At 34.5% G+C, this 22,969-nt stretch carries 19 protein-coding genes and 2 tRNA genes; 2 read left to right on the plus strand and 19 right to left on the minus strand.

Annotation, left to right across the window (positions count from 1 at the left end):
- Positions 1-80: 80 nt before the first annotated feature.
- The 8 genes from AAGD66_RS00810 to gltX all read right to left on the minus strand — a co-directional run bounded on the left by AAGD66_RS00810 (position 81) and on the right by gltX (position 8,651).
- A tRNA-Met gene (locus AAGD66_RS00810) sits at positions 81-153 on the minus strand.
- Complete coding sequence (gene purB / locus AAGD66_RS00815) at positions 153-1,445, minus strand: adenylosuccinate lyase (RefSeq protein ID WP_264724002.1); 1,293 nt, start codon at positions 1,443-1,445, stop codon at positions 153-155. Before purB ends, AAGD66_RS00810 begins: the two co-directional genes overlap by 1 nt.
- Entirely contained in the window at positions 1,442-1,639 is a 198-nt protein-coding gene (locus tag AAGD66_RS00820; RefSeq protein ID WP_246484351.1) for a hypothetical protein, read from the minus strand. Before AAGD66_RS00820 ends, purB begins: the two co-directional genes overlap by 4 nt.
- Before the next feature lie 32 nt (positions 1,640-1,671).
- Positions 1,672-2,226, minus strand: coding sequence for a 50S ribosomal protein L9 (gene rplI, locus AAGD66_RS00825; protein WP_007548891.1), 555 nt, complete (start codon positions 2,224-2,226; stop codon positions 1,672-1,674).
- Between the two features lie 7 nt (positions 2,227-2,233).
- Positions 2,234-2,509, minus strand: a complete 276-nt coding sequence (gene rpsR, locus AAGD66_RS00830) for a 30S ribosomal protein S18 (protein WP_007548890.1) — start codon at positions 2,507-2,509, stop codon at positions 2,234-2,236.
- Entirely contained in the window at positions 2,509-3,282 is a 774-nt protein-coding gene (locus tag AAGD66_RS00835; RefSeq protein WP_155969085.1) for a 30S ribosomal protein S6, read from the minus strand. The genes rpsR and AAGD66_RS00835 overlap by 1 nt, the downstream gene beginning before the upstream one ends.
- Before the next feature lie 48 nt (positions 3,283-3,330).
- A complete protein-coding gene (gene dnaE / locus AAGD66_RS00840) occupies positions 3,331-6,660 on the minus strand; it encodes a DNA polymerase III subunit alpha (protein ID WP_264724244.1) in 3,330 nt (1,109 codons plus the stop codon).
- Between the two features lie 668 nt (positions 6,661-7,328).
- Positions 7,329-8,651 (minus strand): glutamate--tRNA ligase, encoded by a 1,323-nt coding sequence (gene gltX, locus AAGD66_RS00845; protein WP_341814478.1) that lies wholly within the window; start codon positions 8,649-8,651, stop codon positions 7,329-7,331.
- Between the two features lie 206 nt (positions 8,652-8,857).
- Between gltX and ligA the strand changes: the two genes are divergently transcribed.
- Positions 8,858-10,846: an NAD-dependent DNA ligase LigA gene (gene ligA / locus AAGD66_RS00850; RefSeq protein WP_264724004.1), complete on the plus strand. Its 1,989-nt coding sequence runs from the start codon at positions 8,858-8,860 to the stop codon at positions 10,844-10,846.
- Positions 10,847-10,884: 38 nt separating this feature from the next.
- On the opposite strand, the gene dapA is transcribed toward ligA, so the two are convergent.
- The 10 genes from dapA to AAGD66_RS00900 form a co-directional block, all read right to left on the minus strand.
- Positions 10,885-11,766: a 4-hydroxy-tetrahydrodipicolinate synthase gene (dapA, locus tag AAGD66_RS00855; RefSeq protein ID WP_341814479.1), complete on the minus strand. Its 882-nt coding sequence runs from the start codon at positions 11,764-11,766 to the stop codon at positions 10,885-10,887.
- Between the two features lie 9 nt (positions 11,767-11,775).
- Complete coding sequence (gene ssb, locus AAGD66_RS00860; RefSeq protein ID WP_264724006.1) at positions 11,776-12,249, minus strand: single-stranded DNA-binding protein; 474 nt, start codon at positions 12,247-12,249, stop codon at positions 11,776-11,778.
- Positions 12,250-12,316: 67 nt separating this feature from the next.
- A tRNA-Arg gene (locus AAGD66_RS00865) sits at positions 12,317-12,390 on the minus strand.
- A gap of 13 nt (positions 12,391-12,403) precedes the next feature.
- Positions 12,404-13,219, minus strand: a complete 816-nt coding sequence (locus tag AAGD66_RS00870) for a hypothetical protein (protein WP_264724007.1) — start codon at positions 13,217-13,219, stop codon at positions 12,404-12,406.
- Between the two features lie 4 nt (positions 13,220-13,223).
- Complete coding sequence (locus AAGD66_RS00875; RefSeq protein ID WP_015589194.1) at positions 13,224-13,832, minus strand: hypothetical protein; 609 nt, start codon at positions 13,830-13,832, stop codon at positions 13,224-13,226.
- Positions 13,833-13,836: 4 nt separating this feature from the next.
- On the minus strand, positions 13,837-15,276 hold the full coding sequence (locus AAGD66_RS00880; RefSeq protein WP_015589193.1) for a hypothetical protein: 1,440 nt from the start codon (positions 15,274-15,276) through the stop codon (positions 13,837-13,839).
- A gap of 361 nt (positions 15,277-15,637) precedes the next feature.
- Entirely contained in the window at positions 15,638-17,383 is a 1,746-nt protein-coding gene (locus AAGD66_RS00885) for a type I secretion system permease/ATPase (RefSeq protein ID WP_015589192.1), read from the minus strand.
- 690 nt (positions 17,384-18,073) lie between these two features.
- Positions 18,074-18,865 carry a prolipoprotein diacylglyceryl transferase gene (gene lgt / locus AAGD66_RS00890; protein WP_264724009.1) on the minus strand — a complete coding sequence of 264 codons (792 nt, stop codon included), beginning with the start codon at positions 18,863-18,865 and terminating at the stop codon, positions 18,074-18,076.
- Between the two features lie 6 nt (positions 18,866-18,871).
- Entirely contained in the window at positions 18,872-19,321 is a 450-nt protein-coding gene (gene smpB / locus AAGD66_RS00895; protein WP_007548863.1) for an SsrA-binding protein SmpB, read from the minus strand.
- Between the two features lie 120 nt (positions 19,322-19,441).
- The gene (locus AAGD66_RS00900) at positions 19,442-21,679 is read right to left on the minus strand and encodes an ankyrin repeat domain-containing protein (RefSeq protein ID WP_341814480.1); all 2,238 of its coding nucleotides are present in this window, start codon (positions 21,677-21,679) and stop codon (positions 19,442-19,444) included.
- 68 nt (positions 21,680-21,747) lie between these two features.
- On the opposite strand from AAGD66_RS00900, the gene AAGD66_RS00905 reads away from it, so the two are divergent.
- Positions 21,748-22,278, plus strand: coding sequence for a Na+/H+ antiporter subunit E (locus AAGD66_RS00905; protein WP_006280659.1), 531 nt, complete (start codon positions 21,748-21,750; stop codon positions 22,276-22,278).
- On the opposite strand, the gene AAGD66_RS00910 is transcribed toward AAGD66_RS00905, so the two are convergent.
- The gene (locus AAGD66_RS00910) at positions 22,271-22,687 is read right to left on the minus strand and encodes a hypothetical protein (protein WP_010082489.1); all 417 of its coding nucleotides are present in this window, start codon (positions 22,685-22,687) and stop codon (positions 22,271-22,273) included. The genes AAGD66_RS00905 and AAGD66_RS00910 overlap by 8 nt on opposite strands.
- Positions 22,688-22,969: the final 282 nt, after the last annotated feature.

The following is a 22,969-nucleotide window of genomic DNA, read 5'->3' on the forward strand; positions in this document are numbered from 1 at the left end:
GTGGATACACAACTCACTCCAAGTAGTTGACACTGGGTTTCACCAATAGCACTATCTTGCTAAACATAGTTTAGTGCAAGTGGCTGAGGAGGGACTCGAACCCCCGACCAAGAGATTATGATCCTCCTGCTCTACCAACTGAGCTACTCAGCCTAATTGAAAACCTTGCTATACATGTGACCTACATGTTTTGTATAGTATTTCAAATCAAACAAAGATTCAAGTTTTTCCGAGTTAATAACCTTAAGTAAGAGTTTATCTTGTTTCAATTCGGCCAGAAAATCACTGTTGTTTTGTTTCACTTTCATTGCATTGCTCTGAACAATTTTATACGCCTCTTCCCTCGCCAAACCACTATTTACTAACTCAAGCAATACACGCTGTGAGAAAACTAAACCTTTTGAAGAATTTAAGTTCTTTTCAATGTTTTCCTTATTGATCACCAATTTATCTATCAAATCTGTTAATCGCACTAAAGCAAAATCCATTGTTATACAAGCATCAGGAGCAATGCATCTTTCCACAGACGAGTGTGATATATCACGTTCGTGCCACAATGCAACATTTTCTAACGCAGGAAACACATAGCTGCGTATTAAACGTGAGAGCCCAGTTAAATTTTCACTTAAAATAGGATTACACTTATGCGGCATAGCAGAACTCCCCTTTTGCCCAGTGGAAAAATGCTCAGAAATTTCGCCGATTTCAGTTCTTTGCAAATGACGAATTTCAATTGCAATATTTTCCATTGAGCTTGCAATCACTCCCAAAACTGAAAAGAACATGGCATGTCTATCACGAGGAATGATTTGAGATGATATGGTTTCAGGTATGAGTCCCATTTCTTTCGCTACATACTCTTCAACAAACGGATCAACATTTGCAAAATTGCCTACCGCACCTGATATTTTACAAATTGAGATTTCTTTTTGCGCGCTAATTAATCTCTGATAATTGCGTTTAAATTCAGCATAAAATCTGGCAAATTTTATTCCAAGAGCTGTTGGTTCTGCATGCATTCCGTGACTGCGTCCAACACAAACAATATCTTTATAGTCCTCAGCTTTTTTTTTCAATGCTGCAAGTAAATTTTTTAGATTCTCGAGCAAAATATCACAGGACTCTTTCAGTTGCACCGCAAGGCATGTATCCAAAACATCAGAACTTGTCATTCCATAGTGGAGATAACGAACATCAACTCCCGCTTTTTCAGCAACATATGTCAGAAAAGCTATAACATCATGTTTTACAATGGATTCAATTTCGTTGATACATTCAACATCAAATTCAATAGCACCAGAGAGGTTCTCAGCAATATTATTCGGAATCACTCCTAACTTTGCTTGAGCTTCACACGCTAATTTTTCTATTTTAAGCCATATATTAAATTTATTATTTTCCTCCCAAATGGAAGACATTTCTTTTCTGCTATAGCGGGGAATCATTTTTGATTTATTCCAATAATGGTGTCATTCCAGTGCGTGACACTGGAATCCAGATATAAAAGTATTTGCAAATTATTCAATGGACAACGGATTCTAGAAGCATAAAATAATGTCCATGATGAAATAAACTGGATCCCAGTGTCACGCACTGGGATGACAGGAGGGGAGCACTGGGATGACACCAGCTTAGCCATGGCAGACATTTCTTTTCGGCTATAACAAGGGATCAGCTATCATCACCATCAGCAGCTTCTTTATTCGCATCTTGCTCTGCCTCTTGTTGCTCAGATTTCTGATTTTGCAATTTTACTTGCCTTAGCTCATTTGCATCTGTTTCGGATTTCACGACGTATATAGTAATTGGTACTACTACTTCACTATGTAATTCTACGTTTACTTGGTATTCACCCAAGTTTTTGATGCTTATTCCACCAAAAGATAAACTACGGTGATCTATCACATGTCCTTCTTGTAGTAAAATTTTCGCAATTTCACGTGTTGTTACAGAACCAAAAATTTTACCATCCTCTGAAGCTTGCTTTATTAATACCACAAACTTATCATGTAGTGACAACGCAAGCTCTTTTGCTACATTTAATCTTTTTATATTCTCTTCTTCCAGTAATAAACGTTGCTCCTCTAGCTTTGTTAAATTTTCCTTGGTAGCTTTCACCGCTTTTCTTTGTGGAAAAAGAAAATTACGTGCATAACCTGGTTTAACTTTGACAACTTCACCAAGCTTACCTAAAGTCCTTATATTTTCCTTTAAAATTATCAACATAAATTACCTAAACTTTTTTAGTACAGTAAGGAATAAGAGCTAAAAAACGTGCCCTTATAATCGCTAAGCGTAACTTCCTTTGTTTTTTTGCACATACGCCTGTTAATCTTCTAGGTAATATCCTACCATAGTCAGAGGTAAACTTGGATAATAAATCTATATTCTTATAATCTATGTCTTCATCTTTAGACGCAGCAAGAGGGCAAACTTTAGAACGCCTAAAGCCAGTCCTATTATTTACAGATACGTAAGAATTATTAAAACTATTTCGTCTTTTCATCATTATGCGCTTTGCTCCTCAATTTGTTTATTCATCATATGAGATTTACCTTCAAAAATTTTATCAACCTGCACAGGAAAGTGGCGAATAACGTTCTCATTAAGTTTCATTCTACGCATAAATTCATCCAGAATGCTTGCAGTAGAACTTATGCACATTATACAATAATGACCGCTCTTCATTTTATTTTTGTGATATGCAAAATCCAAAAGACCCCAATGTTCATACTTGATTAATCCTGATGCTTCAATGTTTTTCAAAAGCATTTCCAACGCTTTGCTCGATTGAGTTGGACCGTTTATTCTAAAATCTTTCAAAATATCTTGAAAAATCTTTATTAGATGTTCTGAAATATTTCTCTTCAAAGCATTTACTGCGTTATGGATAAACGCACTTTTAGTACTGCCTCCTAGAAATTTTGTAAAATCTTGCATTATTCCTAAATCTTTTAGGTCATCTTTCAACTCTTTATCGATTTTTGACTTCACTTCTTTCAAATTTGAAAGATCTTCTTCCAATTCAACCCATAAAATTTTTGTAAGATCTTCCAAGAAATCAGAGTAAGCAACTAGACCTTCTTTAATGTTTTCAGCACGCACTTCTAACTCTTGTGTTGTAAGCTTGTCATTTCCTTTTTTCAGAATATCCCTGATTTGCTGGAACATAACATCTGCTTTAATATTTTTCAATGAAACAGCTAGCTCTTGGACCATCTCCTCTACTTCTTGCTGTAACAATCCTTGTTGTGCTATAAAAGTAAATTCATAAAGATTCACTATATCTTCCTTTAATACCGATTAAATATTTCATTATATAAAGCTTTTTTATATAAGCAAGTTATTTGTATTAATTTCTACGCCTTTAATCCAGCTTAAGTTAGATATTTCATAAATAACTTGAGGAGCAATTGAGTATGCACCTGGTAATAAGATGCTCACTTTATGTTTTTCGAGAAGAAGTTTTAGCATTATTTTGGTTCTGCCTTCATCTTTCAATATTGTGTTTAATTCCATAGCGGCTTTTTGCGAATCCGTGCACTCAGTGGTGAGAACTAATTCTTTTATTATAGAAGTGACTCTTTTTGTAAACTCAGATATATCCTTGCCTGCTAATCTTGTCGTATTTTCCGAAGCTTCAAGATCAATTATCACAAATGTTCCTGGTGAAAATAAATCTCTTTTTTCTTCTATTATTTCATTATTATAGAATGCTATTTCAGAAACGTTATGGGGATCAGAAAGTGTAAGGATAACAAACCTTCCACGCTCTGAAGTTCTCATACGTGCATTTAATATTACCCCAGCAGTTTTTGCTGTTCTATTTTCTCCGATAAACCCAATATTTAACTTTTCCAGAAGAGTTCTAAATTTTTCAAGTGGATGATTAGTTAAATAAAATCCTAGTGAAAATAACTCATGTTCTAATTTTTCCTCCTCATCAAAATCTTCCACATTCTCAAGTTTCGGTTTGAGGACATCAAGACTACCAAACAAAGCAGCTTGACTTGATTCTCTATCCTGTTTGTTTTTATTTGCAAAGTAAATCAGCATGTCCATTGACTCATATAGCTGCTTTCTGTTCTTATGCACGCTATCGAATGCTCCGGATTTAATCAGGCTTTCTAGCGCTCTCTTATTTATTATATGACCTGAATTTTGAATGAATTCCCATATGTCCTTACAAGCGCTTGAACGTACGTTCACTATTCCTTCCGCTATAGAAAAACCAACATTCCTCAAGGCAGCAATACCATAACGTATGCGTTCATCCTCTATTGAGAATTCAGCTTGAGACTTGTTTATATCAGGTGAAAGAACGGTAACGCCACTAAACTTTGCTGCATGATAAAATAAATTCAGTTTATCTCTATCATCAATATTCAGATTCATTAGTGCTGTAAAAAATTCTAATGGATAATTAGCTTTAAGGTAAGCCGTTTGATAAGATATAACCGCATATGCTGCAGCATGAGATTTATTGAACCCATAACCAGCAAATTTTGCAACAAGGTCAAAAATATAACTTGCCCTGTCATAATCAACGCCATTCTTCGTTGCCCCTTGGATGAAAAGTTCACGTTGTTTATCCATCTCTTCCTTGATTTTCTTACCCATGGCACGTCTTAGCAAATCTGCTTCTGCGAGACTATATCCAGAGAGAATACGCGCTATTTCCATCACCTGTTCTTGGTAGATTATTACCCCAAACGTTTCTTTTAATATTCCCTCAAGTAATGGATGAATATAATCTGGCTTTTCAAGTCCATGTTTTCTTGCAACATAAGTTGGAATGTTATCCATAGGTCCTGGACGATAAAGAGAGATTAAAGCGATGATGTCCTCGATGCAGTCTGGTTTTAACTTGATTAAAGCTTCTCTCATTCCCGAACTTTCAAGCTGGAACACTCCAATTGAATCACCGCTAGAGAGCATCTCATAGGTTTTTTGATCATTCAAAGAAACTGAAGAAATATCGATCTTTTTTCCATCACGATTAATTAAACGACATACATGATCTATTAGCGTTAGCGTACCAAGCCCAAGAAAATCAAATTTTATTAGCCCAGCTTTCTCCACATATTTCATGCTGTATTGAGTGATTGGCAAAGCTGAATTTGGATCATAATACACAGGAACAAAATTTTCCAACTTTTGATCACATATTACAATTCCAGCAGCATGGGTTGAAACGTGACGATATATCCCTTCAAGCTTAAGAGATATATCAAGAAGCTTTGCAATTACCTCATCACTATCTCGTTCTTTCTGCAGGTTTTGATCAAGCTCTATCGCTTGCGATAAAGTTACAGGATTTACTGGATTAAATGGAACCATTTTAGATATTTTATCCACTTGAGAGTAAGGCATTTGTAATACCCTCCCAACATCACGCAATACTGCCCTTGCCTGCAATTTTCCAAAAGTGATTATTTGAGCAACATAACCGTACTTTTTCTGAACATAATCAATAACCAGGTCTCTTTTTTCCTGGCAAAAATCAATATCAAAGTCAGGCATCGATATACGATCAGGATTCAAAAATCTTTCAAATATTAGGCCAAACTTTATTGGATCAAGGTCTGTAATCTGCAAGCCCCAAGCAACAATTGATCCAGCACCAGAGCCTCTTCCTGGACCAACTGGAATGCCATTTGCTTTGCTCCAACGAATGAAATCAGAAACTATCAAAAAGTAGCCAGCGTAGTTCATCGAAGTTATCACACTCAGTTCGTAATTCAGCCGATCGTAGTATTGTTTAAGGTCTATGTCTGTCTCATTCGCAATACGGAATTCTAATCCTGCAACTGCCTGCTCCCTCAGTTCTTCATTCTCAGTTTTATTTTCTCGACAAGGAAATTTAGGCAAAATAGGCTGCCTGCTTCTTGGCATGTAAGAGCACCGCTTAGCTATCACTAAAGTGTTATGAATTGCTTCGGGAATGTCGCTGAACAGCTCCTCCATTTCTGCCACAGACTTGAAGTAATGCTCGGTAGTTAACTTCTTTCTATTATTCTCCAGGGCATAACTCCCCTCCGATATACACGTTAATATATCATAAGCCTCATAGTCAGACCTATTTGGAAAAAATACATCGTTCGTTGCAACTAGTGGTATATTGCGCTGATAAGCAAAGTCTATCAAAGCTTCTTCAAGCTCTAGCTCTTTATTCAGCCCATGACGCTGCAATTCAACATATAAATGACCATTGAATGCTGAAAGCAGTTTTTCAACCGTTTCTTTATCTTGCCCCAACAATAGTTGAGCCAAACATCCACCGGTTAAAGCGATCAGACCCGTACTTAAATTCAATAGCTCATCAAAATCAACGTAAGGAATATCGCTGTTATTCTTGCGCTTTCTAAAAGACTCACTCACCAAAGTGACTAAATTAGTGTACCCTTGCTCATTTTTTGCAAGCAATAATATAGGTAAATTTTGTTCTGAATGTTTAACTATAATATTGCATCCTATTATTAGCTGTATTCCCCTACTTGCCGCATATTCTGCAAACTCAAGTGAACCAAATAAATTACCTGAATCAGTAATTGCAACCGCTGGCATTTTATTTCGCAAACAAAGGCCGATCAGCTCCTCAATTTTAACCGAGCTTTCAAGCAGCGAATAAACACTATGAACACGCAAGTGTATGAACATAAAAAACTTTAGATCAACAAAAAAGGATAACATTAATTTACTCATGAGAACATAATTTTCATGAGAACAAAAGCCTATAAAATTCTAAAATTAAAATACAAAAACTTACTTGACACCCTTCGCCAGCGCCCTTATCATGATAGTGAAGCTATTGTATTTGCTTTCGCCAATCTGCAGATTAAAAGGTAAGGATTACTTAATGTATCGGCGTCTTATGTTCAATTTTTTGCAGTATATAGATACTGTATGTCTTTACAAAACTTCATCTACATCTAGATTTTTATCTAAATAAGCTGAACGCGCTTATAAAGCGTTACAAGACATCAAAAAATGCCAATACTCGACAGAGATAGTAAAAGACTAGCTAACTCGGGGATTCTTTGTCTTTTTTTCTGCTTAGTAAATTTCTTAAACATTTGCAGCGTAAGTTAGTTGCAATTAAAAGCGGCTGAATCTCGCTTGTCAAGCGTTTAAAACATAAAAAACGCCAATATTTTAAAGCGGATAATAACCACGGGGCTTCTTTTGCCTTTTTTTTCATTTGGTAAATTTCTTAATGTTTATGGCTAAACGACAACCGTCATCCCGCTGCTTGTTAGCGGCTAAGAGATACCGCGAATGAATCGCGGTATGACGTAGCGATTGCATTAGCTATAATTCTTTAGTTTTCACTTTTCTTTTAACCTTGCAATGATATTTTCTTTGCCGATAAAAATTAATAATTTAGCGAGCTCTGGTCCTGTTTCTGTTCCTGTTAAAGCTGAACGCAACTGCGTAAATAGGTTTTTTGCCTTTATATCCACTGTTTGTCGAATAGTTTTGACCCATTCTGACAACGTGTTTTCATTACAATCACCTTGGGGCAATGCATTGAACGCAATTTTTATAAGCTCCTTATCAAGAATCACAGGCTCTATATCGGATTTGCATATTTTCCACCACTTGGCCACCTCAGAAAACCTTTCTATATTGTTCTTTATAAAATACCAAAACTCTGAGGAGTCCACTCCAATTTGATTTAAACGTTCTTGTATAATTTCAAATGGCATTTGTTGCAGCACTTTGCTATTTAGCTTGTATGCTTCACTCAAGCTAAATTGCGTACATGCTGAGCTAAATTTTTTAATGTCAAATGAATCAATCAAAGATTGCATACAGGCGCAAGCTTCAATTGGATTGGATGTTCCAAGCTTCACTAAATAACTAACTAGTGCCATCGGTTCAATTTCATCTTCTTTTATAGATTTAATGTCCAGCACGCCGGTTCGCTTGGATATTTTGCTATCATCAAAATGTAGCAGAGAAAGGTGAGCAAATGTAGGGATTTTCGCTTTTAATGCTTTAATCATTTGGATTTGCACTGCGGTATTAGTTACATGATCTTCCCCGCGTACAATATGAGTTACATTAAAGTCAACATCATCAGTAACAGAAGGTAACATGTATGTGTAAATTCCATCTTCTCTTTTTACCACAGGATCGCTGATGTGACTTGTTGCAATATTTATTTCACCTTTAACTTCATCATTCCATTTAACAACTTCATTTCTATCCAACTTAAATCTAAAATGTGGTCTTCTTCCTTCTTGCTCATAACTAATTTTCTCTTGCTCAGTTAGAAGTAACGCGCTTCTGTCATATACAGGGGGAAGTCCTTGTTTTAACTGAAATTTTCGTTTAATGTCTAACTCTTCTCTTGTTTCATAGCATGCATAAATATGCCCTTCTTTTATTAACTGCAAAAACACCTCATTGTAACGCTCAAAGCGCTCTGATTGCTTGAAATTTGCATCCCAATTGATACCAATCCATTTCAAATCTTGTATGATATCATTTATATATTTGACATCTGAACGCTGAAGGTCAGTATCATCAAAACGGAGTAAAAATTTTCCATTTTGATTGCGTGTGTACATCCAACAAACCAAGGCAGTTCGTACGTTTCCTACGTGGAGGTAGCCAGTTGGGCTTGGAGCGAATCTTGTTAGCATTTAAACAGCAATATTGTTTACTCTAATTTATTTTAATTTTATATAAATGTACGGCTAAAGCAAGCGAGATCTGCTAATACAATTGAGCAAAAGAAGAATAAGTATGGCTATAGCATTGTGGCACCTTTGATGTTTGAGACCATATGATGAATTCAAGAAAATTCATGGCTTGACGACAAAGGCTAATGTAGCATTATATTGGTATCATGACTAACTTAGAAAAGATGAGAGAAAAACTGCAAGATCAAATAAATTATCATAATGTTTTGTATCACCAAAAAAATAAGCCAGAAATAAGTGATGCTGAATATGATGAACTGAAGAAAAAGTTAGCTGAAATAGAGCCAGAAATTTATGCAACACAAGATAGTGTTGGTGCTCCACCTGATGAGAGGTTTTCTAAGGTGGAACATCAAGAACCTATGCTTTCCCTTGAGAATGCTTATGATGAACAAGGTGTAGAGAAATTTTTGTCTAAAATAAAGAGGTTTTTAATTGAGGACAAAATAGAGATATTATGTGAACCAAAAATTGATGGGTTGTCGTTTTCTGCAATTTATGAGGATGGAAGATTTGTTAAAGCTGCAACTCGAGGTGACGGTTTTGTAGGAGAAGATGTCACTCACAATGTTGCAACAATAAAAGGCTTTCCTAAGTTTTTGCAAGGTGTGCAAGGAAGACTAGAAGTAAGAGGTGAAATATACATCAGTAACAGCGACTTTTTAAAGTTAAATGAAAACGATGAATTTGCCAATCCTCGAAATGCAGCCGCTGGTTCTCTAAAGCAATTGGATGCAAACATTACAGCAAGCAGACCTCTTAGATATTTTGCTTATTCTTTGATTGGTGGAGCAGAGAAAAGTCAAAGTGAGGTACTAAATAAGCTTGAGGCACTTGGTTTTTGCGTAAATGAGCATCAGTCCTTAACGAGTAGTTTAGATGGAATGCTGAAGTTCTATAATGAAGTCTATAACTGTCGCTATAACTTGGATTATGATATTGATGGAATAGTCTATAAAGTAAATGATTTGGTACTACAAAATCGTCTAGGGAATACTCACAAAGCACCGCGCTCAGCACTTGCATACAAGTTTTCTGCGGTTTATGCAAAAACAAAGTTAAACAAGATATTTATACAGGTGGGCAGAACAGGGGTTTTAACTCCAGTTGCAGATTTAGTGCCAGTCAATGTTGGTGGGGTGCTAGTTAGTAGAGCAAGTCTGCATAACCAAGATGAGATAAAACGTAAAGACATAAGAGAGGGAGATATTGTAACAATCAAAAGGGCAGGGGATGTAATTCCCCAGATCGTTGAAGTAAGCAGAGATTCTCGTCTTCCAAATACACCTGAATTTGTGTTTCCTGAAGTATGCCCTGAATGTGGTAGTAAAGTACGTCAGGTTGAGGGAGAGGCTGCAGTAAGATGTCCTGAGGAATTTGCCTGTAAAGCTCAAATAATAGAAAAACTAAAGCATTTTGTATCGAAAGATGCATTTGACATTGTTGGCCTTGGTGATAAGCAGATAGAGTTTTTTTACGACCTTGGTCTGATAAAACAAATTCCCGATATTTTTACTTTAGAAGAAAGATTGGATGAATTTAATCTGGAAGAACAGTCTGGTTGGGGCAAGAAATCAATAGCTCATTTATTAAATGCTATACAAAGCAGAAGGGTAATAACTCTAGATAGGTTTATATTTTCTTTAGGTATTAGATTTATTGGTCAAGTTGCAGCAGAATTGCTTGCAGATTATTATGTTTCTTATAATAACTGGTATAATTCGATGATTGAACTGTCATCAGATAATACTGAGCTAGTCAGTATAGACGGCATAGGAAAAAAAGTGGCTGAATCTTTGGAATCATTTTTTTCTAAGGAACATAACATCAAAATGTTAAATGATCTTACTGCTTGTCTTCAAATTCTTCCTGTGAGCTCCAACTCTAGTAACTCTGTTTTAAATAATAAAATTATAGTGTTTACTGGTAAGCTACTTGCTATGAGTAGAGGAGAGGCAAAAGTAAGAGCCAAAACTCTAGGAGCAAAGGTCAGCTCACATCTTTCTGCTAAAACTGACTACCTAATTGCAGGAGAAAAACCAGGATCCAAATATAAAAAGGCAGTGGAATTAGGTGTGGAAATTTTAGATGAAGACCAGTGGCATAAAGTGGTAAGTTCGGGAGTGTTCAAATGATACTTGGATTGTATATTAAATCAAAGTTGCAAGACTATTTAGAGAGTAGCCAATTCTTTCCATCCAAGAATCATTTTATTGACTTGCCTCAATTTTTCAACAGAAGGCAAGTCTTCTGTGCTGAGTGGTAGGCGGACAGTTTGATGTTCTATGAGCCCAATATCATGCAAAAGTGCTTTAGTGGGTATTGGGTTGCTGGCAATAAATAACGCTTCGCAAGCCTGTTGCCAGATATCTGCCTGAGGGTTCCTGCCATTGAGGCACTTCTTAACATATTCATGCGCTATGCGTGGCCAAACATTGGCAGCAACGGAAACCAGGCCAGCCGCACCATAAGCGGCCATATCAGATATCATATTATCATCTCCGCAAAAGACCTCAATATTTGGTGCAACTTTCTTATACTGAGTTAAAGTATCAACAGTGCCACTTGAATCTTTGATAGCCCAAAATTTTTCGTGACTGGATAAGTTGCGTACAGTTTCAGCATGAAGACTCACTCCTGCTCTCGATGGAATATTGTAAAACATAGCCGGCACATGTGCTTTTTCAAGTAGCTTTTCAAACCATAAAGTCTGCCCCATAATTCCGGGCTTTGCATAAATGGGAGTTGTCATTAGATAGCCATGAATAGGCATACCCTTGCAAAAATCAAGCCATTCAAGAGTCTGATATAGATTCACTCCTGGTACGCCAATTATAATTTTCGTACTTAATTTTAGCTTACATACAAATTCAACTAATGTACGCTTTTCAGAATCAGTAAGCGATAGGCTTTCACCTGTGCTACCCAGCAACACTACACCATTTTCAGCTTTAACTTGCATTGTCAGTAAACGCTGCAAACTGTTATAATCTATGCTATCTCCATTGCAATTAAAAGGAGTAACACAAGCAGTCCATAAAAATGTAGATTTCAATTGAAGTTATTAAAATGGTATTTCATCGTCGAGTAGTTCATCTTTTATATCGTTGTCAAAACTTTCGTGCTTATTTTTTTGTTCTGTTTCATTTTGCTTGTATTCACTCGGCTTGTAATCGGAATTTGGTCGTGAATCGAGGAGAGTAAGAGCGCTATTAAAATTATATAGAACCACCTCTGTTGTGTATCTTTCACCACCGTTTTGGTCAGTCCATTTTCTAGTTCTCAAAGAACCTTCAACATAAACTTTACTGCCTTTGCGTGCAAAATCTTTGACGATTTTTACTAATCCTTCACTAAAAATTACGATATTATGCCATTCTGTCTTTTCAGAGCGCGTACCGGAAAGTTTGTCAGTCCAACTTTCAGACGTGGCTATTGAAAAACTTGCCATTTCTTTTCCATTTTGTGTAGTCCTAATTTCAGGATCTTTTCCTAAATTACCAACTAGTATGACTTTGTTTATGGTACCACCAGACATAATTATGCTCTAAATAAATCCTTTTATTATCTTATGTGAAAATACTATTGTCAAATTTAATTAAAAGTGCGCTTGGAGGGATTCGAACCCACGGCCTTTGCCTCCGGAGGGCAACGCTCTATCCAACTGAGCTACAAGCGCATATATATTTAAGTTATTTAATAGATAAGCCATCCAAGTCAAATTTTTGTTTTGGATAAAGCGTAAACATAATACTCCCATATCCAAAATATACATTTTGAGAATCATTCGCATGCTTTTTTATTGCTTTTTGATCTACGGTCCATACAAAAGTTACATAATTTTCATTGACTGAGTGCACTTTTAAATCCTTGGTATTTATAAACAGCTTTCCATTTACCCATATTTTCCATGTATCGGGAGAAAGATATAAAATTGAGTCTAAACTCACTACCTTACAGTTGAAATTATCTGATACCTCCTCTTTTGCAGCTCTTGAAGATCGTAAATTGAACTTTTCCATTTCATTGACCATTCTATTAACTGGCTCTTCATCAAAAAAAATGCTTTTTACGTTACTATATTGTGACAAAACGTCAAAGTCACTTTCCACTGCTTCTCTTATTATATCGTCCCGATCTGTATAGCTTAGTTTTTGATTGTTGATAAAGAAACACTCTTTTGCACGCAAATTTGCTATATCAATAAAATCGTCGATTTCTTGATTGCCAACTTTAAGAATACTTTCAAAATATCTTTTTTCTATCATCATTCCATACTGAGAATGATGACAAACCATTTCATCATTACCTTGTTTTTCTATATATACGCATAAATTTCCACTATTTAATCCTAATATTTTATGCTCAATAAAATCTTCATTGCCAATATATTGTCGGCAAGAATACTCCTTACAAATTTCTATGCTTTCTATGATATCTTCACAACTGCAATATGCATTAACATTGGAAATGAGTAGCGTAAAAATAAAAAACAGCTTTATGTTCATCACCTTATCTACTTAATATAGTATACCAATCAAAGACTATATTAGCTCTCACTATCTCTATCATATTACCATTCAAAATCTGATTCATAGTTGCAGCATCAATATTTCTCTGCTTATTTAAAATAAGAGATTTGATCATAACATAACCGGGCAGATTTGGAATAGACTGTAGAAATAAAAAAATATGCTTATCGCTGATTGAGCTTAAATTTAGGACCACTTCACTTTTTATTACTTTTGTGCGTTCACTTTTGTTGTGGAGCTCAACTTCTTCGGGTATAGAAATTGATATTTCAGGTTCTAATATATAGTGCTTTTTATATAACTTGCTAAGCTCGAAATTTAAATTTGCAATGTATCTGCTACTATGTAAATTTGAAGAAGAAATTTTTTTCCATAAATCTAGGTTTTTATTTAGAACAACTTCCTTTTTTTGAATTCCAGTAATCTGTAAATTAATAGAACGTATTTTATCAATCGCAATTTGGTTTTTATTATAAATCTTTTCGTTATAGATAACAACATATGTTAATAACCCTATTAATCCAACAGATAATAACAAATACGATATAAACTGAATTGTAGCTTTTCTTTTTAATTGAGAGATAGTCATTAATCTACATTGCCTCTCCTATTTCAACATCAATAGATAGATTTTGCTCTTTAGCAGCAGGTAAGCTAGAAATATTAATGTCATAGGTACGAAAATTATCGTTTAAATTTTTTCGTAGTTTCTCGTATTGATGAGAAATATTTTTACCGGATTGAAAATTAAACTTTAAAGTTGTGGTAATATAACTTTTTGCCTCATTATAATTCCATTCAAATGATCGAAGCTCTATACCTGGTATTTTTAACTTTTCTACATACTTAACTTGTGTAAGAGGAGAGTATTCTATTTTTGATAAAATATTATTGATATTAATAAAATCATAAATTTCATCTATTTTTTTTACATTATAGCTTTGGCTAAGTTTTGTTAATTGGTTATTTAAGGTGTTCTGCTTTGCTGATAAATTATCAGCGACATTGAAATTTGAATACAAATTTAGCAAACAAAGGGTGTTTGTTATAACTAAAACCAGGGCGAAGTATAGAAAAATTCGAGGAGAGTTTAAATAAAGGTAATTGAATAGATAAAATTCTTTAGTTTCCTTTGTATTAAAAATAGCTGCTAATTTATTCTTAAAGCTATGAAACAAAATTATGGTATCGCAAAAGTTATCTTTTTCACTTATAGCTAGTTCTGCTCCTAATAGTTTGCCTAACTCATATGGAGTTAATATGTTCACACTGTTCTCTGAAAAATTTATGACTGATAAACTAGCTTTGATATCTTCTGACACTATGATACAAAGGTCGATAGGGTTATTTTTTTCAAACCCAAACTTAGTTAAGGATCGAATAGTATCTTGCACTTCCTGATATATTCCACCAGCGATAATTCCTGGTAAATTATCATTAGTAAATGATGTTAAGCGCGTAAATACCATTTTATTCTCTTTAAGAACCACTTGTCTATAGCCTCCCGTTTTAGTTGCAGCAACTATAATTTTCCAATTATTAGGATCTTTATGTAGAATCTTTTTTGTTATATTACTTATTTCTATAGGAAACATTAATATTCCCTTAAAGTTGGAGCCTATCTCAATAAACACATTCAACCAATATTCTACTAAATGCTTTGCTTTTGATGAAACAAGAAGATAGCACCAGTTTTGATTGAATTTGTTTGGCTTCTCAACCAAAAAAACTGAACTTATGTCATTATTACGAGAAAAATGCTCCATCTTTGTTTTTGCTGATAGATAGGCACTAATCTTGTTTGCCCTTGTAATAAACTGTAGCGAGTAATTTTGATCTGCATGATTAAGCACCAGGTATAAAGGTGCTTTTTTATCTGACGAAAGACATGAAATTAAATCGGAAACTGCTTTATCGTTTTTGCCCTTAACAAAATACCTTTTATTTAAAGTATTATTTTTAAAATATAGTAACATTATGCCTTCTTCTCCAATAGAAAGCATAAACTTACTTTTGGATTTTGAACTAAACATATTAACAAAGCATATACTTATCTAGAATTAAAAAGGCAATTTATTGAAATTCATTAAACGTTAGAGGGAAATATTGTTATAAATTTTCGCAGCAACATTATTTATATTATAATTTTTTTATAAAATTACCACTAATATTAAGTTATTTAGATAACAAATTAAGAAAATTCATTAAGACGAATTTGTTGTTTTTCAAATTGTAGGTAAACCTAAGCCACTTTAGCTATATCTGCCGATTGACTTTAATTAATAAGAGTTATTAATCTATTTACTATTCTTGTAATATTATTTCTAATGGTAAAGAAATATATATTTTTCTGGAACAGTTGTTATTTCAGATACAGAATTTATTGTAAGTAAACTAACCATTTGCTGAAGAGCGCTCATCTTCTGTGGTACTTGATGATGGAGCAACTAATTTGCTCAAAATCTCATCTTTTGGTCCCATAGCGTAAATGACACCATCTGACATGAGGATCACCTTATCAACTACGGACAATAACGGTAGCTTGTGAGTGATGATAACAGTAGTAGTATTTTGTTTTCTTGCAATGCCAATTGCATTAATTAAGCATGCCTCTCCATTGCTATCTAAGTTAGCGTTTGGTTCATCAAGTACTAAAAGTTTTGTGTGACCATAAAAAGCTCTGGCAAGTCCAAGAAGCTGTTTTTGGCCGCCAGAGAGCGTTACTCCTCCAGGACCTCCTATTGTTGTATCATATCCATTTGGTAAGCTTAGTATTAGTTCATGTATTCCTGCAATTTTTGCTGCTTTGATTATTTCTTCAGGATTTGGATCTGGCCTCATGCGAGCAATATTAGCTTTGACACTAGTGTTAAATAACTCAATATCCTGAGGTAAGTAGCCAACATAATTACCAAAATTTTCTCGATTCCAAGTATATACATCAGCGCCATCTAGTCTGACTACACCAGATATTGGCTTCCATACACCAACAGTTAATTTTGCGATAGTGGATTTACCAGAAGCACTTGCACCAATAACACCAACTACATCTCCAGGATCTATAATGAATGATATTCCTTTTACTGTCGGCTTATTGCTTCCATAAGGAGTAAAAAATACTCTATCAAATTCCAATTTTCCTTCAGGTTCTGGTAGAGCCATCGTTTGCTCTCTTTTTGGCGATGTTAATATAAGTCTTTGTAGCCTTCCATATGACATTCTAGCCTGATTTAAAAACTTCCAAGTATGAACCGCAGCATCAAATGGTGCTAATACTCTACCCATTAAAATTGAAGCAGCGATGATGCTACCGGCAGTCTTATGAGCTGTGATTGCAAGTAATGCACCTGTTCCAATCACTGATATTTGCAGAGTTGAGCGCAAAAATTTAGTGATTCCAGTAATTACATTAGAGCGATTTTGTGCTTTAATTTGCATTGCTCGGTTCTGATCATTTCGTTTACACCAATCAGAGACTATGAATTCTGACATGCCCATAGCTTCAACCACTTCTGCATTTCTTGTTGCAACATCTATAGCATTGATATTCCGTATAGTTTCTTCGTTGGTTTCTTGTAATATTCGTTTAGTGGCAAGTTCATTCCATATTGCCATAGAGACTAATATAATAATTCCAGTAATAGCTATAAACCCCGTGGAGGTATGTATCATGAAAATCACAACAAGGTAAATTAACGACCATGGAGTATCAAACAGTGAGAATATACCATTTCCTGTAATGAAATTTTTTATCACTCCGAGATCTCGTATTGCTTCACCACTTGAAGTTGAGCTCTGCACTGACGTTAGCCTGATTGACCTTACTATCAGATCTGGTGTTGCAGTTTTATCGATCCAATCACCTATTTTTGCCATGGCTAAATATCGACAAGTTTCAAGCATTGCAGAACATGCAAATGCAGATAAAGTGATAATTGTCAGCATAGTTAGTGTTGATACACTTTCGCTCGATATCACCCGATCAAGCACTTGAGAGGTATAAAGTGGTAGGAATAACATTAATAAATTGATTCCCGCACTAAACCAAAAGATAAACCAAAATGCACTTTTGCATTTTTCTAGGCAAACATATAGAGTACTTTGCTTCAATTCTTTTTTTATTGATGGCGTAATTTCCACAATCTTCCTCTTAATTTGATTACATGCACCATATACAATTTTTATTACAAAAATATTAATAACGGTAGTTAGCTTACTTTAAGTGAGTAAAATATTAATATATGTGAATAGGAAATATAAACAATGGTAAAAAGAAGTATAGTTAATATTTCCTTCATTGCCTATAGCGAAGCTACGTCATACCGCGATTCATTCCATAGCTGTACGAACATTCATTTTTGAAGGTAAACTGCACAGCAAATGGTGTCATGAAAGTAGCTGACACTGGGATGGCTTTGTTGCATTGCTACTTATGAAAGGCTAACTATAATTAGGATTATAAGCAACTTATTGAAAATCTTGTTTTTTTGCAATCAATCTGATCAAATTTAAGAATAGTAATTTGTTATTTATATTAATAAATTTAATTCTATTGAAAATAGCTAAAGCATTGAAATTCTTGAATTTTAGCCAGATTAGTGAGTGGTAGTGAAATTTCTTTTACTCAAATTTAGGTATTCACTGACCGTTCTTGTTATAAATACCAGAATAATAAGCTACTGATATTCTCCACCTTTTTTATCTTTAATCCATCATAGCTAGCGATGCAACAAAGCCCACCGATTCATTCTACTGCAACGCAGAAAATTCGTACAATTGTACATAATGTGGGGCTTCTGGCTACATTTTTCTATTGAACTCACCTTTTCTCTATGTGACAGATTTCGTATTAAATTTTAAATTTAATGCGCCTAGATATACAAGCATTCCTAGCAAAACCATAGGTATAGAAAGCAACTGCCCCATAGTTAAATCAAGCCACAAATAGCCAATTTGATAGTCTGGTTCGCGAAAAAACTCAACGAAAAAACGTGCTATTCCATACCACATAACTGCAATACCAGTTAACGCACCGTGATACAGTCTTATTCTAGTTAAGAAAAACAGTGAATTTGCAACTGCAAAAAGTAGCAGTCCTTCAAAAAGTGCCTCATAAAGCTGGCTTGGATGATGCAGCAAATTATCACCACTCTCTGGAAATACCATACCCCATGGCATAGTTGTAACTCTGCCAAATAACTCTCCGTTTATAAAATTGCCTATGCGACCTAAAAATAAACCTATGGGAACTCCGCAAGAAACTAGGTCCAGTGCATAAAATGTAGGGATATTATGTCTTTTACACGAAATTATTACTGCAAGCAAAACTCCTATAGCACCACCATGAAATGACATCCCTCCTTCCCAGGTCTTCAATATCTCAATAGGGTTGCTTATATAAAGAACTGGATCATATATCAATACGTAGCCAAGTCTACCTCCAAGGATAATACCTACAATAGTGGCTGTTAATAACGAATCGTAAAAATTCTTAGTAAATATTTTTTGGTCATCTAGCCTATGTAAATACCAATATGCAAACACTATACCCAAAACGTAGGCTAAGGAATACCAATATATAGAAACAGGACCGATGCTGAAAATTACTGGATTTAAAGACATATTTTGCTATAAATTATTTTTAGACAATCTACTTTTTTCACGATCCCACTCTCTCTGTTTTATGGTTGCTCTCTTATCGTAGAGTTTTTTTCCTTTTACAATGGCAATTTTAGTTTTTGCAAATCCTTTATCGTTAAAATAGACCGAAAGCGGCACAACAGTTATCCCAGCAGTCTTGATTTGACCAATTAGTTTATTTATCTCCTTTTTATGCAAGAGTAATTTACGTTCCCTTTTTGGTTTATGATTTTTTCGGTTCGCAGCTTTATATTCTGCAATATGCATATTGTGCAGCCATACTTCGCTATTCTTTTCAACAACGTAGGCGTCGGAAATATTTACTTTTCTTTCTCTTAGCGATTTAACTTCACTGCTTAATAAGACCATACCCGCTTCAAATTCTTCTAAGATGAAATATTCAAACCTTGCTTTCCTATTTTCTGCAATAACTTCCATATCTAAAGATATCTTTAAGCTTCAATATATTACAGAGTTTTTGACTTAATTCATAATAAAACAGTTATCCCAATAAATATAAGGTGCCAGGCTAGTCTGATAGCAACAGGATAACAAAAATCAAGTAAGTGCTTTTTCTGTCTCTCTAGGCACAAGTTCCTTTACTTCTTTCATTTCAGTTTTAGGCTTTGACATTATATATTGACCAGCACCAACTATGAGCGCAGATCCTGCAGCTAGTCCAATTATTGCTGGTACAGATAGGGCAGTAGCAAATGCAAGTGCAACACCAACTATCACTGCAGTTACAAAACACACAATAACACCTTTTACAATTGCATTTTTTGCAGATTGTTCTTTTTCTTTCACAATTGCATTTTTTCCAATTTGTTTTTCTTCCTTTTTCTCTGGAAGCTGCATTACATCTTTATTTTCAGTAAGATCCTTTGGCGTTTTTTTATTCTCATTTTTTAACGTTTGCTTTTTTTCCGCTTCCTCTAAAAGCTGAATTATACCTTGATATTTAGTAAGGTCTCTTGGCGTTTTTCCATCAACATCTTTTAATGAAGGGTCTGCTTCAGTGTGTAGCAGAACTTCCACCACTTTTATTTTGCCATTTTCAGCAGCAAGATGTAAAGGAGTACGTCTATCACCATTTTTTGCATTAACCTTTGCTCCTTTTGCGATTAGAGTTTTTACTATATCTTCGTGGCCATTTTCAGCAGCAACATGCAAAGGAGTCCATCTATCAGCATCCTTTATATTAACATCTGCTTTCTCAACTAGAATTTTTACTACCTCTATGTGGTTATTTTCAGCAGCAAGATGTAAAGCAGTACATCTATCATCATTTTCTGCATTAAACTTTGCTCCTTTTTTGATTAGAATGTCTACTACATCTTTATGGCCCTTTTTGGCAGCAAGATGTAAAGGAGTCTTGTCCTTAATACCTTTTGCATTAACATCTGCTTTCTCAACTAGAATTTTTACTACCTCTATGCGGTTCTCTTTAGCAGCAATATGTAAAGGAGTATATCTTTTATTATTTTGTGCATTAACCTTTGCTCCTTTTTTGATTAGAATGTCTACTACATCTTTATGGCCCTTTTTGGCAGCAAGATGTAAAGGAGTCTTGTCCTTAATACCTTTTGCATTAACATCTGCTTTCTCAACTAGAATTTTTACTACCTCTATGCGGTTCTCTTTAGCAGCAATATGTAAAGGAGTATATCTTTTATTATTTTGTGCATTAACCTTTGCTCCTTTTTTGATTAGAATGTCTACTACATCTTTATGGCCCTCTCTGGCTGCAAGATGTAAAGGAGTCTCGTCCACAATACCTTCTGCATTAACATTTGCTCCTTTTGCAATGAGAGTTTTTACTACATCTTCGCAGCCCTCTCTGGCAGCAAGATGTAAAGGAGTACATCCATCATCATCTTTTGCATTAACGTTTACTCCTTTATTTAATAGGTTTTTCACCTCCTCCTCATTATTATGTTTAACAGCTGAATGCAAAGCTTTGATGTTCTCTTGTGCCTTTAATAGAGCTTCTTTTACCGCTTTATGGCCTTTTTGAGAAGCAAATGTTAAAGGAGTCCATTTATAATGGTCTTTCGCATTAACATCTGCTCCTTTTTCAATTAGAGTTTCTACTATATCTTTGCGGCCATTTGCAGCAGCAAGATGTAAAGAAGTCCACCCATCACTATTTTTTGCATCAACGTTGATTCCTTCTGCTTTTGATAGAACTTGTACTATCTCTTTGTGGCCATTTGTAATAGCAAGATGTAAAGGAGCCCATCCTTTATCATTTTCTGCATTAACATTTGCTCCTTTTCCAATTAGAGTGTTTACTACATTTTTGTGGTTCTTTTCAACAGCAAAATGTAAAGAAGTCCATCCATCACCATTTTTTGCATCAACAATTGCTCCTTTTCCAGTTAGAATGGTTACTACATCTTCGTGGCCATAGTGAGCAGCAATATGTAAAGGAGTAATTTTATTATCATGTTCTGCATTAATATCTGCTCCGTTTTCAATCAGAGCTTTTGCTACATTTGCACAGTTCCAATAAGAAGCAAGATGTAACAATTTGACTTCCTTAGAATTTTGACCACGAGATATAGTAAATATGTAATTTATGCCAGATCCACTATCATTGTCAGGTTTACTCTTTTCCCACTCTTGACATAAATCTGGATCTTCTTCTTGTAACTTAGCTTTTATTTTTTCAACTATATTGTCCTTGCTCAAATCTGAAAGGTCATTTATTTTTTTTAATATTTCCATAAATTTATTATATTCCATAACTTCCTCACTTAAAATACATAACTTAGTTGTTATATCTTTTAACATAGAAGTCAAGAACCTAAATATTCGTTATTATCTTTCCTTAAAGAGTCATTTTAGTTATATTACAGACTATGAAAAACCTCAACTTTAGGAAGGAAATCAAGTTTTTTTCTCTGTCATTTATAATTTTATTTGTTCTATGGACTGTATTGTCTGGTTATTTTGAGCCGTTTTTTATTTTTTGTGGAGTGTTTTCCTGTATATTCACATCGTTTATCTTTAGAAGGTTGATAAACGCTGAAAGAGCTCTTAGCCAGATTTTAAATAGTACGAGTAGACTGTCGTTTTATAAGTTAGTAAGTTATATACCATGGTTAATGTACCAAATCATTTTATCAAGTGTTTATGTAACAAAAAAGGTGCTACAACTCAAATCTAAGCTTGAGCCAATCATTATCCTAAGAAAATGCAAAGGGCATAATGATGAAAGCATTGCGTTATTTGCCAATTCAGTCACAATCACTCCCGGAACTTTAACTATCAATGTTGAAAGTAAGCAGAAAACATATTTCTCTACCATGTATTTGATAGATAAAGATCTTGAAAGCGGCATTTCTGAAATAGAAAATAAAATCTTAAAAATACTACGTTCAGTTAAGTAATTGCTTTAAATAAGTTAACAGCATCCTTATATTCCCTTACAAGACTTTCAAGCATTTCTTTTGGAAGGCTATTGTTAACAATAGAACATAAATAATTATACAAATCTTCTAACCTTAATACGTTATTTCTCTTCTTGCTGTTGAATTTATACGGAAAAATACCTTCCATAACTTCAATAGTAGTAGCCTTGTTTAAAAATACATTTTCACTTGTCACGCTTATTCTTGCTAAAACAGTGTTAATTTCAGGTTCGTCACTCGTATAAAAATCTGATAGCTGAGTTATTCTAATAACGTACAAAGTTACTATTTTTGACAAGCAATTATCAGCATATTCACAATTTTTTATTACCTCCCACTGAGTAACCTGAGATTTACCTATTTTTGCATTGTTCGGTAATTTACTCATTGAACTTTCTCCATTTAATCCAGTGTAATAAATTATACTAATACTTTGTTAAATAAATAATAACGCGATTACAAAAATATATACTTATAGTAGTATATTATACAAAAATAGCACAATATCTAAGCATTAAAGCTAGTTTTAGCTGGGTACATGGGGCTATTCGTTATTTTGTGTTGTCCAGTGAGGTCCAAAATTAGAGGTCCACTTATATAAAGAGTTTAGTCTGCCTTCTTTGCTATAAAATAAGTTTTCCTTTTGAGCTGTTTTGTTAGTATTAACTAA

Source organism: Wolbachia endosymbiont (group A) of Dendrolimus pini, from assembly GCF_964026835.1.
In the GTDB taxonomy this organism is placed as follows: Bacteria; Pseudomonadota; Alphaproteobacteria; order Rickettsiales; family Anaplasmataceae; genus Wolbachia; species Wolbachia pipientis.

What these genes read in the sequence shown, in the direction of transcription:
- AAGD66_RS00820 (WP_246484351.1), bottom strand. Translation starts at nt 1,639, where the DNA reads ATGGCTAAGCTGGTGTCATCCCAGTGCTCCCCTCCTGTCATCCCAGTG.
- ligA (WP_264724004.1), top strand. Translation starts at nt 8,858, where the DNA reads ATGACTAACTTAGAAAAGATGAGAGAAAAACTGCAAGATCAAATAAAT.
- AAGD66_RS00910 (WP_010082489.1), bottom strand. Translation starts at nt 22,687, where the DNA reads ATGAGTAAATTACCGAACAATGCAAAAATAGGTAAATCTCAGGTTACT.
- AAGD66_RS00900 (WP_341814480.1), bottom strand. Translation starts at nt 21,679, where the DNA reads ATGTTAAAAGATATAACAACTAAGTTATGTATTTTAAGTGAGGAAGTT.
- AAGD66_RS00870 (WP_264724007.1), bottom strand. Translation starts at nt 13,219, where the DNA reads ATGAACATAAAGCTGTTTTTTATTTTTACGCTACTCATTTCCAATGTT.
- ssb (WP_264724006.1), bottom strand. Translation starts at nt 12,249, where the DNA reads ATGTCTGGTGGTACCATAAACAAAGTCATACTAGTTGGTAATTTAGGA.
- AAGD66_RS00875 (WP_015589194.1), bottom strand. Translation starts at nt 13,832, where the DNA reads ATGACTATCTCTCAATTAAAAAGAAAAGCTACAATTCAGTTTATATCG.
- lgt (WP_264724009.1), bottom strand. Translation starts at nt 18,865, where the DNA reads ATGTCTTTAAATCCAGTAATTTTCAGCATCGGTCCTGTTTCTATATAT.
- rplI (WP_007548891.1), bottom strand. Translation starts at nt 2,226, where the DNA reads ATGTTGATAATTTTAAAGGAAAATATAAGGACTTTAGGTAAGCTTGGT.
- smpB (WP_007548863.1), bottom strand. Translation starts at nt 19,321, where the DNA reads ATGGAAGTTATTGCAGAAAATAGGAAAGCAAGGTTTGAATATTTCATC.
- gltX (WP_341814478.1), bottom strand. Translation starts at nt 8,651, where the DNA reads ATGCTAACAAGATTCGCTCCAAGCCCAACTGGCTACCTCCACGTAGGA.
- AAGD66_RS00905 (WP_006280659.1), top strand. Translation starts at nt 21,748, where the DNA reads ATGAAAAACCTCAACTTTAGGAAGGAAATCAAGTTTTTTTCTCTGTCA.
- rpsR (WP_007548890.1), bottom strand. Translation starts at nt 2,509, where the DNA reads ATGATGAAAAGACGAAATAGTTTTAATAATTCTTACGTATCTGTAAAT.
- dnaE (WP_264724244.1), bottom strand. Translation starts at nt 6,660, where the DNA reads ATGTTCATACACTTGCGTGTTCATAGTGTTTATTCGCTGCTTGAAAGC.
- AAGD66_RS00880 (WP_015589193.1), bottom strand. Translation starts at nt 15,276, where the DNA reads ATGTTTAGTTCAAAATCCAAAAGTAAGTTTATGCTTTCTATTGGAGAA.
- purB (WP_264724002.1), bottom strand. Translation starts at nt 1,445, where the DNA reads ATGATTCCCCGCTATAGCAGAAAAGAAATGTCTTCCATTTGGGAGGAA.